The organism is Mucilaginibacter sp. P25, from assembly GCF_050859465.1.
Taxonomy (GTDB): Bacteria; Bacteroidota; Bacteroidia; order Sphingobacteriales; family Sphingobacteriaceae; genus Mucilaginibacter; species Mucilaginibacter gossypii.
Genome location: NZ_CP193937.1, coordinates 280,507 through 294,294, shown reverse-complemented (window position 1 = coordinate 294,294; position 13,788 = coordinate 280,507). Strand labels below are relative to the sequence as shown.

Genomic DNA, 13,788 nt, shown 5'->3' with positions numbered 1-13,788 from the left:
GCTCCGGAGCTTTGACCGGTTTTTCGGAGGTATTATCGGGCTTTTTTCGGTATCAGTCGGTTTTTTACGGTAGTTGCTACCGGCCGCGTTTTGGGTGAACACGCGGCCAGCAGCAAGGCTATGCAAAAAAACGGTAACCACTTATTCCCACTCAATAGTGGCCGGTGGTTTTGAACTGATATCATATACTACCCGGTTAATTCCTTTTACGTTGTTGATGATCTCGTTGCTGATCTTGGCCAGCAAGTCGTACGGTAAATGGCACCAGTCGGCGGTCATCCCGTCAACCGATTCAACAGCACGGAGACAGATCACGTTTTCGTAAGTACGCTCATCGCCCATTACGCCTACCGACTGTACCGGTAAAAATATAGCGCCGGCCTGCCAAACTTTATCGTAAACCCCGGCAGCACGTAAATTGTTTATATAAATTGCATCAGCTTCCTGTAGTATCGCCACTTTTTCGGGTGTGATGTCTCCCAAAATCCTGATAGCCAGGCCTGGGCCCGGGAAAGGGTGCCGACCTAAAATATTAGGATCGATCCCTAAAGCTTTACCTACTTTCCTTACCTCATCTTTAAACAAAGTGTTAAGCGGTTCAACTACTTTAAGTTTCATAAAATCAGGCAGACCGCCAACGTTGTGGTGCGACTTGATGGTAGCTGAAGGACCTTTTACTGATACCGACTCGATAACATCGGGATAAATAGTGCCCTGGCCAAGCCATTTCACATCCTGTACCTCATGTGCGGCATCATCAAATACCTCGATAAACACGCGGCCGATAGCTTTACGTTTCTTTTCAGGATCGGTTAAGCCCGCAAGCGCGTCATAAAAACGTTGTTTGGCATCGATGCCTTTTATGTTTAAGCCCATGTGTTGGTATGAATCAAGTACTTGCTCAAATTCATCCTTACGCAAAAGGCCGTTATCTACAAATATACAATGCAGGTTTTTGCCGATAGCATGGTGCAGCAATACTGCCGCAACCGACGAATCAACACCGCCTGATAAACCAAGTACTACTTTATCATCGCCCAGTTTTTCGCGAAGAGCGGCAACTGTGGTTTCGATAAACGAGTCAGGTGTCCAGTCCTGTTTGCATCCGCAAATGTCAACCAAAAAGTTTTGCAGCAATTGTTTACCGTCAATACTGTGGGTAACTTCCGGGTGAAATTGGATGCCGTAAGTTTGGGTTCCGGTTACCTGGTAAGCGGCAACTTTAACGCTATCGGTACTTGCAATTACCTCAAAGTTATCGCCAATGGTAGCAATGGTATCGCCGTGCGACATCCACACCTGTGAGCCACCGGGAACATCCTTAAATAATGGATTCTCCTTTTTGATATATTCCAGATTGGCGCGACCATATTCACGGGTACTTGATGGCAATACCTCGCCGCCATGAAAATGGGCAACGTATTGAGCACCATAGCAAACACCTAAAATAGGGCGTGTGGTGTGGAATTTTTCAAACTCGAAATGAGGAGCATCTTCCTGCCTTACAGAATAAGGGCTGCCGGAAAGGATGATACCTTTTACAGTGCTGTCAATTTCGGGATAATGATTGAAGGGGTGGATCTCACAATAAATATTGAGCTCCCTGACACGGCGCGCTATAAGTTGGGTGAATTGCGAACCAAAGTCAAGAATGAGGATTTTTTCTTGCATGGGCAAAGATAGGATTTTGATTTCGGAATTGGGAGTTGGGATTTCGGATTTTTTTATTTGATGATTTGCCGATGAACTTGCGCTCATCTGTGATGAGTGCTTAATATGGTTCGGCATTTGTAATGCGAGTTGCGATGCAATCGCTAAGCCACGTTAAGCGCCCGTTTTTAACCTACCGTGTACCCATATCTTATCAAACCTTCTGATTAAACAAAAGTAGTTGTCATTTCGAACGAACCCTGGGCGGGATGGTGCGCTGGAGGTGAGGAGAAATCTTCTACAAGCAGCAAACTCGCTATGTATGGCGTATAAGATTTCTCCTCGCGCCCAGCTTTTCCCTGCGCTGGCTCGTTCGAAATGACATTTTCTTTAATAAAAAGATATGGGTACACGGTAGGTTGCAAACGAGCGCAAGTGGATTGAACAGCGGACCTGAATGGTGTATGCATCAGGGTCCTCTGCGAGAGACCCTGATGGGACGTTAAGCTATATTAAAATCGCAATTAAAATCCCAGTAAACCAACCCCCCCAAATCCCGGTTCAAACGTTCTGATAATTCAGCATCCAGTTAATACCGTATTTATCCGTAAGCTCCGCGAAGTATGCCCCAAAGAACATATCGCTCAATGGCATAGTAACCACACCACCAACCGAAAGTTCGTTGAACAGGCGCTCGGTTTCTTCGCGGCTTTCGGGTTCAACGTTGATGTGCATATTATTGCCGGTCTGCAGTTTAAAGCCCATACTCTCCGGCGCGTCGGTAGCCATCAGTACGTGGCCTCCCATAATGGTAAGTTCGCCGTGGATGATCAATTTTTTATCAGCTTCGTTCATCCGGACCTCAGCCGGTAACTCTATATCGCTGAACCGCGTGAGTTTTTTACCTGTAAACTCACCCTTAAAAACCTCTTTGTAAAAGGTTAAAGCCTCTTCAGTGTTTCCGGGGAAATTTAAATAAGTGGTAACCCTTGCAGCATTGCCCGGTTTCAGATCTTTCCTGATTCTGAAAGCTGTGCTCAGGTAATGATCAAGGTTGCTTAAGCCGGCAGTGAAGCCTTCCTGGAAGCCTATACCAACAATGGTTTGCATATCTTCCACTTTGTCAAAATAGATATCGATGTTAACGGTAGTATGCTCACCCTTGCCGGTAAAGTTCTTCTCCCAGTTCATAACAGGGAAATTGGTATTGGTTACAGCATTTTCGTCACAAAAGGAAACAGCATTGGCAATTTTTTGCGGAGCTACGATGGTTTTATACTCTTCCTTGCACCATGTTGGATGTTCAGTATGCTCCGGGCCAACCATCTGGTATAACCAGTAGCCGCCTTCCCTAAAATCCATGGTTTTTGTTTCGGTGCGATAAGGTTTTGGTGCCCACCACTGGTCAAGAATTTCACTTTCGGTCCATGCCTGCCATACTAAATTGAGTGGCGCGTCAAAAGTTCTTACCACATTAAGCCGTCTGTTTTGCAGGTCTTTGGTAAATACGGTTTCGTTGTTTGTCATGACTGTTTGTTTTTTAGGTTTTGTAGTACGTTATCTAACTGGCTAAAACGGGTTTCCCACAGGGCGCGGAACTGGTCCATCCAAACATCCACTTCTTTCATTTTTTGAGCGTTAAAATGATAATAAATTTCGCGGCCGGTTTGTTTTTGATTAACCAGCTGGCATTCGCTCAGGATTTGGATATGCTTGGATACAGCTTGCCGGCTGCTTTGAAAATGTTCGGCAATGGCATTGGGTGTCATAGCCTGCAAAGCAAGCAAACTAATGATGGCCCTGCGGGTAGGATCGGCAATGGCCTGAAATACATCTCTTCTCATAAAATCTTTTTTTGCAACCGTTCGATTGCAATATAAATGCAATTAATTGGTTGCGGAAATTTATTTGGAAAATGTTTTAGAGCTGAGATTGAAAGTTGAGCGTTCTGTGGTATTATTAAAAAATGAAGGAAAATATTTTTTGTAGAGACGCATAATTGCGTCTCCCGAAGGACAAGCCGATTTCAAAAGCGTATCAGGTAACGTAAATTGCAAGCAGGAGACGCAATTATGCGCCTCTACATTCAATAATTATCGTTTTTAGACAGCTTAACTACTTGATGATAGATAAACTATTTCTCATCAGTAAAATGAACTTTCCGTTTTTCCTGGGCGAACTTATCTGCATTATAGTTTTCAGATTGCCCCCTCGGGATAGATAATGAATGCCAGTTTTCATTGCACAACATCTTACCTAAAAAAACTATCTGGCCAACGTGGTAGGGGTAATGGGCCAGCTGCCGGTTAATGGCTTCCATAACTGTATGGCCCTGGTTGCGGATATAGACGATCTTACCGAGATCGTCGGCGGTTAGTTTATCAAGCGTATCAAAAAGGCATTGCCATCCCTGTTCCCAGGTTTCGGTAATTGTTTGGCGGGTGGGGGTAGAAGGGGTAAATTCAGCTTCCCGGTTACGGGTGGGTTTTTCGCCATCAGTAGTAAAAATATCAGTCCATCGGGAAATCATATTGCCTGACATGTGCTTCACGATCATGGCAATGCTGTTTGATTCGGGGTTGTATTGCCAATATAATTGTTCTGTCGGTAAGCTGTTCAAACGTTTTTTCGCCGAGGGATTTGTAATAGGCAAACTGCTTTTTTACACTGGTTAGATAGTCGTTTTCCATAAGTTAAAGTTAAGAGGTGGTGGTTTAATAAACAACAAAAAAGGCATCCCTCGGGATACCTCAAATGTTTTTTTAAATAAATCTAACCTCTAATTTCCAACCACCAACCTCTATCTTTTCTTCAATTCCCTGATCTCGGTTTTTAACTCCTGTAATTGTTGCCTGGTTTGACGGTTTTCAAGGTAAAAATATATCGCGAAGCCTAAAAAGATCTTCCCTAACACAAACACAGCAGCAAAGACCCAGCGCCACGATTTATGCAGGCGCATATGGTTCGATTCCGATTCAATCGGGATGAATTGATCTTCGGGAGGTGTTTTTTTATGCTTATTACGGCCATCGTCTGAAGTGCGGAATTTAATTGGTTGTGCCGGATTTCCCTGGTGGATAAGGCCGTCTATCTCATCTTCTATCTTTTCCCACATATGCGGAGGCGGTGCAATAGCCATTTCACCTGCAAGCTTTTCCATGTCAGTTTCCAGTTGCTTCAGGGCTTCCTCCACTTCCGGATGCTTGGCCTTCATGTACATTAGCTCCCTTACTTCCTCGTCGGTAGCTGCGCCCATTACAAAAACTTCAAGAATGCCGCTGTCAATGTATTTTTTCATCGTTCCTCCCGTTCCTGATAATGGTAAAACATTCTTTTAATATTTTCCTTATTTCTTCCGCTGTTTTGTTCAGTTCTTTTGCAATATGCGATGTTGTTTTGCATTGATAATAAATATCGCAAAAAACCTGACGCTGTAATGGTGTCATCAGGCTAATAGGTTTATTATTTAAGAATGGCATACACTGTTCTGCTTTTTTGCCGGTATCATTATCTGGTGTTTCAAAAAAATCAGCCATTTTTTGGCGCGCCATTGTCTGCAGGCGGCAAAATACGTTCATATCTGTTTTTGAAAGCTCTTCTATTTCGTTAGGTACATCGTTAAAAACAGCAATAAGATACTGCTCAGCTACCAACTGGTTTTGCACCACCTCAAAAATATAGCCTAAAAGCGTTGCGGCATAGTTGTCATACAGGGTTCGTATAACCGCCGCCTTGCTCTGGCTGAGGGGGGCAGGCGTTTGTAACTGCGGCTTCAAATCAGGAGTCAATTAAAGAATAGTATAAGTTCAATATTTAATCAAATATATAAAAAAATTATATTTTAAGTTAATGAATGATTTGTGCGGGAGTGTGAAGAGTGATGGGGCCTTCGTGATTAAACTGGTGTATTATTTGTATTGTAAATATCATTGATGGTGACTATCGGGCTGCAACATGTTTCGCTGGTACTTGATTCGGAGCTGAGGTGAAAATAAAATTTAAAAAAAGGGAAAGACCTGCATTAACCGATTATATGACCGTAATTGAACATGATATGTGCAGAATCAGACACTTGGAGCGAATGTTTTTTTGCTTAAAATATTGGTTTTTAATTATTTAAAACAATGGCACGATATGCGTGTATACTAAAGTACAGGCTGAGATTTAACCTGGTTTAGTTGATCGATATCAATGAGATGTTGTCGAGATTGCGTTCCGGGGTGAGATACGGAACGCATTTTTTTGAGGGGTTATCAAACGAAAGTAATTGTAATTTCGAAACGAGGAACGGGTGAGAAATATTATACGCCTGATAAACCTCGCCGTTGTTGGTGTTGTCGCCAACAACTCCGCGCCGCTCAATTACTACGTGGATAGCAAATGGTGATTTCGTGATTATTAGAGATAAAACAGGCAAAAAAGTTGTTGGTGACAACACCAACAACGGCACGAGATTTCTCTTTTGCCCCGGTACCTACGCGCACCCCGGCCCTATCGAAACGACATTTTTTATAGAAGGTAATCTGCGAACAGTAGTCACTAAAAAAGGAAATAGAAATAAGTTTTTAAGTAATTACTATTTTCCTTTCAAACTATCAGCTTTTGCTTTTTCTTTCTTCTTGAAAAAACCTCTCAGGAAAAAGTTATGCTGAACGGCTTCCAGGTCATCATTTAATTTGATAGATGCTGCCTGCAGGTTATTAATGGCCGATTGTGTTTGTACTGCTGCTTTTTGATCGTTTAACAATACTCCCAGCGCATTATCTGTGCTATTAAGCTTATTGCTTGCTTTGGTAAGGTTGCTAGTAAGCGTTGAAGCATTTGCAGCGGTTTGCTGCAGTTGGCCTACCGCCTGTTTAATTTGGGCAAAGGTAGCTGTGTCCGTAAGCATTTTATCGGCAAGACCGCCTTTGGTATTAATTTTTTGGCTAAACTTATTAAGCTGTACAGCCATTAAAGCCGCGCTTTGGGTGGTGGCCTGCAGGTTACGCATAGCGCCACGTAGTTGTATGGCCATGGTACTGTCGGCCAATAAAGCGCCTACAGTGCCTTTGCCTTGCAATATGTTATGGCTTAGTGATTTAAAATCGTTGGTGATGGCTAACAGGTTTTGGTTATTGTCCTGCAGGGTTTTAAGCATATCATCGGTTGACAGCATTTTTTCTGATTGCAATACATCACCATCTTCAATTACCGGAGCCTGCGGGGTACCGCCTTCTATTACAATAAGCTTATTACCTATTAAACCATCTGATCCTATTTTGGCCTTTGCGTTACGACGGATATATTGCTGCGTAGCCTCGTCAACATTCATATAAACCTCAACCTCTGATGGGCCAATGAATTTGATAGCACTGATAGTGCCTACTTTAACGCCCGAAAACCAAATGGCGTTCCCTTTCTTTAAACCGGCAACGTCGGTAAATCTGGCGCTTAGTTTTATATTTTTAACAAAGGCTTTTTGCTGGCCGCCCAGTGTAAATACCCCTAATATGAACAATACGAGCCCAAGTGCCAGGAATATGCCTACTATGATCGATTTTCTGTTTTCTGCTGGATCCATGATAATGGTATATCTTATCTAATTGTTGTTATTCAATAAAGTTGTAATCGTAAAATGGTTTCACCCGGCTATCGGTGGTGTTAAACACCTCGTCGAAAGTGCCGGTGCGCTGAAACTGCCCGTCTAAGAGCATGGCTATCCTGTCGCCGGTTTGCTTGGCGCAGGTAAGGTCATGTGTTATGATGATGGATGATGTATTGTAACGCTGCTGCACCTCGTTAATCAGGTCATTGATTTCGATACAGGTGATGGGGTCAAGGCCGGCGGTGGGTTCATCATACAGCATAACCTCGGGGTTCAGGATCAGCGTGCGGGCAATGCCGATACGCTTACGCTGCCCGCCCGAAAGTTCGGATGGCATCTGGTTGATGGTTTGCGAAAGTCCAACCGCGTCAAGCACCGTTTCAACCGCGGTATTGATCTCCCCGCGGGTAAGGTTACGTTTGTTACGCACCAACGGGAATTCCAGGTTTTTACGCACGGTCATACTATCGTACAAAGCACTGTTCTGAAACGAAAAGCCGATACGGATGCGTAATTTCTGTAAGTCATCTTCGGTAATATGAGCGATATCCTGGCCAAATACTTTTACCATTCCCTCATCGGGTTTAAGCAGACCCGATATGATCTTAATCAGTACCGACTTACCTGTACCTGATCGGCCAAGCACCACAAGGTTTTCGCCCTGGTAAAGGTCAAGGTCGATACCGCGGAGTACGGCATAATCCTGGAACGCTTTTTTAAGCCCCTGATGCTGATAACCGGGTTATTATGATCTGTCTGTACTGCTGCCTTTTTCATACTTCCATAAATTAGCGGAACCAGCCGGTTATTTGTACAATAATAACTTCTTCAATAAACACCAGGAACATGGCGGTAATTACCGCGCCGTTTGCTGCTTTACCTACGCCTTCGGTTCCTTTATTGGAGTTATAGCCCTGGTAGCAGCCCACAATGCCAATGGTAAAGCCAAATACAATTGATTTTATAAGCGATGCCACAAAATCGGTAAAGGTTAGCGGCTCAAAAACTTCCTGTATAAAAGTTGTCCAGGTGGTGCCTTCGTTCATGGTTACATTTAAATACCCACCAAATAAAGCCACAAAGCCTGTATAGGTTGATAAAATTGGAATAGTAAGCGTGGTAGCCAGTACGCGGGTACATACCAGGTATTTAAATGGTTTGGTGCCCGATACTTCCATCGCGTCTATCTGCTCGGTAACGCGCATGGACCCCAGCTCGGCGCCAATGCTTGAGCCTACTTTTCCTGACGCTATCAGCGCGGTAACTAATGGGGCAAGCGCACGCATAATGGCTATGGATACCAGCGAGGGCAACCACGATTCGGCGCCAAATTGTGATAACGATGGCCTTGATTGCTTGGTAAATATAACCCCCACAATAAAACCCGTAACCGATATCAGGGTAAATGAACGCACACCTACTTCATAACACTGGCGTATAACTTCCTTAAGTTCAAAAGGCGGTACAAAAGCTTCTTTAAAAAAGCGGATGATAAACTGGTTTATGCGATAAAGCGTTAAAAAAAGTCGCTCAGGCTTTGTTTAAGCTTCACGAATCTTTTGTTTGTATGCCTGGTTATGCTTTGCGTATTGTCCATTAAAAATGTACTTGTATATGCGTATGGTAACTCTACAAAACCCGCAGGTGTTTGTTTGCTGTACCGTGTTTTATTTCACTAAGATACTTTGGGCAACTTTTTAAATCGTTTTAAAAAGAGTTTGTTTAATTGATAAAATGACATAAAAGTATTAGGTATCGATGCTTTATTTTGAGTGTTTACAGTAGTAATTTAAACGTTTTTGGTAATTTAAAACTAAATAATGAAAAAAAGTATTACATCTTGCCCGTGCATTAAAAGTACATTTGATGCTAAATCAATTATAAAATGCTGTAGCAAAAGGCCGGCCAAAATCTCTGCCGGCAAATTATCAATACAGTATTAATGACAGATTAAATTACGGCTAAATAAACCTTTGACCGTTTGGGTTAAATGTTTAAACCAATTTGTCTGCAAACCTAAAAGTTAAAATTTATATAGCGCAGTACAGCCCCTAAAATATTAGTTAATGAAGTGTAAAATTTTGATAAGTTGCCTTATATTATACTGTATTGTCGGGCATTTTAAAACTCGCTGCCAAATTCATTTGAGTTTTCACGGCTTGATATTAACGGCAAATTATCAGATAGTGAGGTTAACTGTGATTTTGCCATACACTAACGTTAAACCATACAGGCACATTTTAATTGGTTACGGTGCTGTAAGGAGACATAATAGGCGATGAAGTAACGAAAATTAATAATTAATTGTTTAATTGACATTTTGAAAGTATAAAAGTGTTAAATTAGTATCATTAATTAGTAAACTTATTTTAGTGGGATTTTATGACTACAAGTAATGTAATGCGGGAGATAACTCCGCTAACGCCAAGTGATTGTTTTACTATTTTTTCGAGGGTAAAAAAGAAATTTGATTTTCCACTTCATTATCATGACGAATACGAGCTTAATTTAATTATCAACGCCAAAGGGGCCAAAAGGGTAGTAGGTGGCCATATTGAGGTTATTGAAGAAGTAGAGCTGGCGCTGATAGGCCCAAACTTATACCATGCCTGGTTTACGCACCAATGTCAAAGCGAAGATATAACTGAAGTTACCATCCAGTTTCATAAGGATCTGTTTGATGAAAAGTTTCTGAAGCGAAATCAGTTAAGTTTTGTAAAAAGCATGCTCGAGCGCTCGCAAAGGGGGATTTCTTTCTCATCGGAAACCATTTACGCGCTTAAAGACAGGATTATGCAATTGGATAAAAAGAGCGGTTTTGACTCCGTATTAGAGCTTCTGTCCATTCTTCATGACCTGTCAATTTCCCGCAATATGAAAATGCTGTCGGATCCAAGCTTTACAAATGAGAAGTTTTACTACAATAGCCGCCGCATCGAAAAAGTGTTTGAGCACATGAATATTAACTATAACAAGCAAATCACCCTTGCCGAAGTAGCTAAAATTGCCAATATGCCCGAAGCTTCATTTAGCAGGTTTATCAAAAAGCGCACGGGCAAAACCTTTATTGACAGTTTGAACGAGATCAGGCTTGGGCATGCTTCCAGGATGCTTATTGACTCTACAACCACGGTAGCCGAAATTGCCTATAAATGCGGCTTTAACAATATCTCCAATTTTAACAGGATTTTTAAGCGTAAAAAAATGTGTATTCCCAAAGAATTCAGGGAAACCTATACCGGAAACCGCGTATTTATTTAACTGGTATTTATTTGGCTTTATGGCTGGTTAAAAATGTATCAGCCTATCGATAAAGTTAAATATAAGGTTAAAAAAGTATTATAAAGTTGCTGATAATAAATTCATTTTTGAGTAATGACCGTTAGGATCAGAATTTTCAGAATTTAAGAATTTTCAGAATGCTTGAACATCGCCCTATCAGCCTTTATGTACTGGATTATTTTAATTCTGTTAATTCAAAAATTCTGTAAATTCCGATTCAGACAAGATGAAGTTACACTTACTTGATGTTGCCATTATAGTTTTATACCTGCTGAGCACCATTTTTATTGGTTTATGGTACCGTAAAAAAGCTCGCGAAAATAAGGAAAGCTACATGCTGGGCGGCAAATCTTTACCCTGGTATAAACTGGGTTTAAGCGATGCCTCCGATATGTTCGACATCAGCGGCACCATGTGGATGGTAAGCCTGTGCTTTGTTTATGGCATGAAAAGCATCTGGATCCCCTGGCTATGGCCCGTATTTAACCAGGTGTTTTTGATGATGTACCTGTCGCGCTGGCTGCGCCGGTCAAACGCCGCTACCGGGGCCGAATGGCTGGCAACCCGTTTCGGTAAAACCGGGCCGGGAGTAACAGGTTCAAATGTGGTGGTTATCGCTTTCGCGCTTTTGAGCTGTTTTGGCTTCCTGGCTTATGGGTTTATTGGTTTGGGCAAGTTCATTGAAATATTTATTCCCTGGGACCTGGTTAAAGCTTACGTGCCCTTCCACGTGGCGCCTCAGTATGTACCGCATATGTACGGGATCATATTTACGCTATTCGCCATGTTTTATTCTATCATAGGCGGCATGCATAGTATTGTACTGGGCGATATGATCAAGTACGGCATTATGACGGTGGCCTGCGTGTGGATCAGTTTCATAGCTGCAGGCAAACTCAGCGGCAACCACCTCAATGTGCCCGATGGCTGGTATAGCCCTTTTTTTGGTAAAAATCTTGGCCTCAGCTGGACGGGGATCATCAACGAGGTAAATAACAAGATCAAAGAAGATGGCTATTCGCTGTTCGGCCTGTTTTTTATGATGATGACTTTTAAAGGCTTCTTCGCGGCAGTGGCCGGGCCCGCACCCAATTATGATATGCAAAAGATCCTCTCCACCCGCTCGCCCGAAGAGGCCAGCAAAATGAGCGGCTTTGTAAATATCATCCTGCTGCCTATCCGTTATTCGCTTATTGTGAGTTTAACTATCCTGGGCGTACTTTTTTATCACCAAATGGATTTGAAAGACGCCAAAGGGGCTATTGATTTTGAACGCATCCTGCCGGCCGTGATCAACAGCTTTTTGCCCGTTGGTTTGGTTGGCTTGCTGCTGGCCGGCTTGCTTGGGGCTTTCATGAGCACCTTCAGCGGTACCATGAACGCGGCGCAGGCTTATATTGTGAATGATATCTACCTCAAATACATCAATCCAAGGGCATCTACCAAAAAAATCATCACCGCCAACTACATGGTGGGGGTTTTTGTGGTAGCGGTGGGCGTGATACTCGGCTTTTTTGTAAAGGATGTGAATAGTGTGCTGCAATGGATAGTATCGGCACTTTATGGCGGTTATATAGCCAGTAATGTACTTAAATGGCATTGGTGGCGCTTTAATGCCAACGGTTTTTTTTACGGCATGCTTTCGGGGATTTTGTCAGCCATGATATTCTCGCTTATTATCCCTTCGGTCCAACTGTTGTACTGGTTCCCGGTGCTGTTTGCCATCTCGCTGGGGGGCTCGGTTATCGGCTCGTACGCTACAGCGCCAACGGATATGACCGTGTTGCGGTCATTTTATACCACCGTAAGGCCATGGGGCTTTTGGGGGCCTATTAAGGCTTTGGTAATGGAGAAAGATCCATCATTTGTGCCCAACAAAAACTTTAAGCTAAACATGTTCAACGTGGTTATAGGCACTATTACACAATGCTGCCTTACCATACTGCCCATGTACCTGATACTGGCACAAAAAGCATCACTCATAGTTACCATAGCCATACTGGTGGTTACTATTACCATACTGAAAAAAACATGGTGGAATAAATTAAAGGACTATTGATAGAAAACTATATGACGCAGGAATTTAACCAAAGGCTCGTTCAACTACAGGCCGAACAAGCTCAATTGATTAACCGGCAAAACCAGGTTGAGGAAACAGGCAACGGTATTTTTTGCCGGTTTAAATATCCTGTGCTTACTGCCGCCCATACCCCGCTTGAGTGGCGGTATGATCTTGATGCTAAAACCAACCCTCATTTAATGGAACGTTTTGGTATTAACGCCGTTTTTAATGCCGGCGCTATAAAGTTTAACGGCAAATACCTGATGGTAGCAAGGGTTGAAGGCGCCGATCGGAAATCATTTTTCGCTGTGGCCGAAAGTGCTGATGGGATCAATGGTTTTAAATTTTGGGATTACCCGGTTGAACTGCCCCAAACCGATGAACCCGATACCAATGTGTACGATATGCGCCTTACCCAGCATGAAGATGGCTGGATCTATGGCCTGTTTTGTACCGAACGCCGTGACCCTGAAGCTCCGTCATATGATCAGTCGATGGCGATAGCGGCCTGCGGTATTGCGCGTACCAGGGACCTGGTAAAATGGGAGCGCCTGCCCGATCTGAAAACCAACTCGCCCCAGCAGCGCAACGTAGTATTACACCCCGAGTTTGTTGATGGTAAGTATGCCTTGTATACCCGTCCGCAGGATGGTTTTATCAGTGCAGGGACCGGCGGTGGAATAGGTTTTGGCTTGTGCGACACTATGGAGAACGCGGTTGTTGACCACGAAACTATCATCCACAATAAAAGCTACCATACCGTTTACGAAGCCAAGAATGGCCAGGGCCCGGCGCCAATCAAAACGGAAAAAGGCTGGCTGCACCTGGCGCATGGCGTACGCAATACAGCTGCTGGTTTACGTTATGTGTTGTACATGTTTATGACCGACCTTCATGACCTTACTAAAGTACTTTACCAACCAGCAGGTTATTTTTTGGCCCCGGTTGGTGAGGAGCGTATTGGCGATGTATCAAATGTAGTGTTCTGTAATGGCTGGATAGCCGATGATAACGGATCGGTTTATGTTTATTATGCGTCCTCAGATACCCGCATGCATGTAGCCACAACTACAATTGATAAACTGATAGACTATGCCATGAACACACCGGCCGATGGTTTGCGTTCGGCCTCATCGGTACAGGCAGTGTACAATATTATCGATAAAAATAAAGCTTTAGGCCAATTACAGGGAGCCGGCGCCTGAAC

Annotated in this window: 12 protein-coding genes; 3 read left to right on the top strand and 9 right to left on the bottom strand. The window is 43.1% G+C overall.

All coding sequences use genetic code 11. The annotated features are described in order from the left end of the window. Nucleotides 1–141: 141 nt before the first annotated feature. The 9 genes from guaA to ACRQ5D_RS01405 form a co-directional block, all read right to left on the bottom strand. Entirely contained in the window at nt 142–1,671 is a 1,530-nt protein-coding gene (gene guaA, locus ACRQ5D_RS01445) for a glutamine-hydrolyzing GMP synthase (RefSeq protein ID WP_091166967.1), read from the bottom strand. A 540-nt stretch (nt 1,672–2,211) separates the two neighbouring features. After that, a complete protein-coding gene (locus ACRQ5D_RS01440) occupies nt 2,212–3,177 on the bottom strand; it encodes an SRPBCC domain-containing protein (protein WP_091166773.1) in 966 nt (321 codons plus the stop codon). Then, a complete protein-coding gene (locus tag ACRQ5D_RS01435; RefSeq protein WP_090528388.1) occupies nt 3,174–3,494 on the bottom strand; it encodes an ArsR/SmtB family transcription factor in 321 nt (106 codons plus the stop codon). The genes ACRQ5D_RS01440 and ACRQ5D_RS01435 overlap by 4 nt, the downstream gene beginning before the upstream one ends. A 290-nt stretch (nt 3,495–3,784) precedes the next feature. Next, nucleotides 3,785–4,270: a DUF1572 family protein gene (locus tag ACRQ5D_RS01430; RefSeq protein WP_432328387.1), complete on the bottom strand. Its 486-nt coding sequence runs from the start codon at nt 4,268–4,270 to the stop codon at nt 3,785–3,787. A 180-nt stretch (nt 4,271–4,450) separates the two neighbouring features. Beyond that, on the bottom strand, nt 4,451–4,948 hold the full coding sequence (locus ACRQ5D_RS01425) for a hypothetical protein (protein ID WP_091166777.1): 498 nt from the start codon (nt 4,946–4,948) through the stop codon (nt 4,451–4,453). Continuing rightward, nucleotides 4,932–5,426 (bottom strand): sigma factor-like helix-turn-helix DNA-binding protein, encoded by a 495-nt coding sequence (locus ACRQ5D_RS01420; protein ID WP_176844435.1) that lies wholly within the window; start codon nt 5,424–5,426, stop codon nt 4,932–4,934. The genes ACRQ5D_RS01425 and ACRQ5D_RS01420 overlap by 17 nt, the downstream gene beginning before the upstream one ends. Before the next feature lie 800 nt (nt 5,427–6,226). After that, a complete protein-coding gene (locus tag ACRQ5D_RS01415) occupies nt 6,227–7,213 on the bottom strand; it encodes an MlaD family protein (RefSeq protein WP_091166782.1) in 987 nt (328 codons plus the stop codon). A 28-nt stretch (nt 7,214–7,241) separates the two neighbouring features. Then, complete coding sequence (locus ACRQ5D_RS01410) at nt 7,242–7,883, bottom strand: ABC transporter ATP-binding protein (RefSeq protein ID WP_431198989.1); 642 nt, start codon at nt 7,881–7,883, stop codon at nt 7,242–7,244. Between the two features lie 142 nt (nt 7,884–8,025). After that, nucleotides 8,026–8,742, bottom strand: a complete 717-nt coding sequence (locus ACRQ5D_RS01405) for an MlaE family ABC transporter permease (protein ID WP_431200926.1) — start codon at nt 8,740–8,742, stop codon at nt 8,026–8,028. 877 nt (nt 8,743–9,619) lie between these two features. Here ACRQ5D_RS01405 and ACRQ5D_RS01400 point away from each other — a divergent pair. The 3 genes from ACRQ5D_RS01400 to ACRQ5D_RS01390 all read left to right on the top strand — a co-directional run bounded on the left by ACRQ5D_RS01400 (nt 9,620) and on the right by ACRQ5D_RS01390 (nt 13,786). Next, a complete protein-coding gene (locus ACRQ5D_RS01400; RefSeq protein ID WP_090528369.1) occupies nt 9,620–10,498 on the top strand; it encodes an AraC family transcriptional regulator in 879 nt (292 codons plus the stop codon). 247 nt (nt 10,499–10,745) lie between these two features. Further along, entirely contained in the window at nt 10,746–12,578 is a 1,833-nt protein-coding gene (locus ACRQ5D_RS01395) for a sodium:solute symporter family protein (RefSeq protein WP_432328384.1), read from the top strand. Between the two features lie 11 nt (nt 12,579–12,589). Then, the gene (locus tag ACRQ5D_RS01390) at nt 12,590–13,786 is read left to right on the top strand and encodes a glycoside hydrolase family 130 protein (protein ID WP_091166790.1); all 1,197 of its coding nucleotides are present in this window, start codon (nt 12,590–12,592) and stop codon (nt 13,784–13,786) included. The last annotated feature ends 2 nt before the right edge of the window (nt 13,787–13,788 follow it).

Coding starts and splice junctions, on each gene's coding strand:
- guaA (WP_091166967.1), bottom strand. CDS start 1,671: ATGCAAGAAAAAATCCTCATTCTTGACTTTGGTTCGCAATTCACCCAA.
- ACRQ5D_RS01440 (WP_091166773.1), bottom strand. CDS start 3,177: ATGACAAACAACGAAACCGTATTTACCAAAGACCTGCAAAACAGACGG.
- ACRQ5D_RS01435 (WP_090528388.1), bottom strand. CDS start 3,494: ATGAGAAGAGATGTATTTCAGGCCATTGCCGATCCTACCCGCAGGGCC.
- ACRQ5D_RS01425 (WP_091166777.1), bottom strand. CDS start 4,948: ATGAAAAAATACATTGACAGCGGCATTCTTGAAGTTTTTGTAATGGGC.
- ACRQ5D_RS01415 (WP_091166782.1), bottom strand. CDS start 7,213: ATGGATCCAGCAGAAAACAGAAAATCGATCATAGTAGGCATATTCCTG.
- ACRQ5D_RS01400 (WP_090528369.1), top strand. CDS start 9,620: ATGACTACAAGTAATGTAATGCGGGAGATAACTCCGCTAACGCCAAGT.
- ACRQ5D_RS01395 (WP_432328384.1), top strand. CDS start 10,746: ATGAAGTTACACTTACTTGATGTTGCCATTATAGTTTTATACCTGCTG.
- ACRQ5D_RS01390 (WP_091166790.1), top strand. CDS start 12,590: ATGACGCAGGAATTTAACCAAAGGCTCGTTCAACTACAGGCCGAACAA.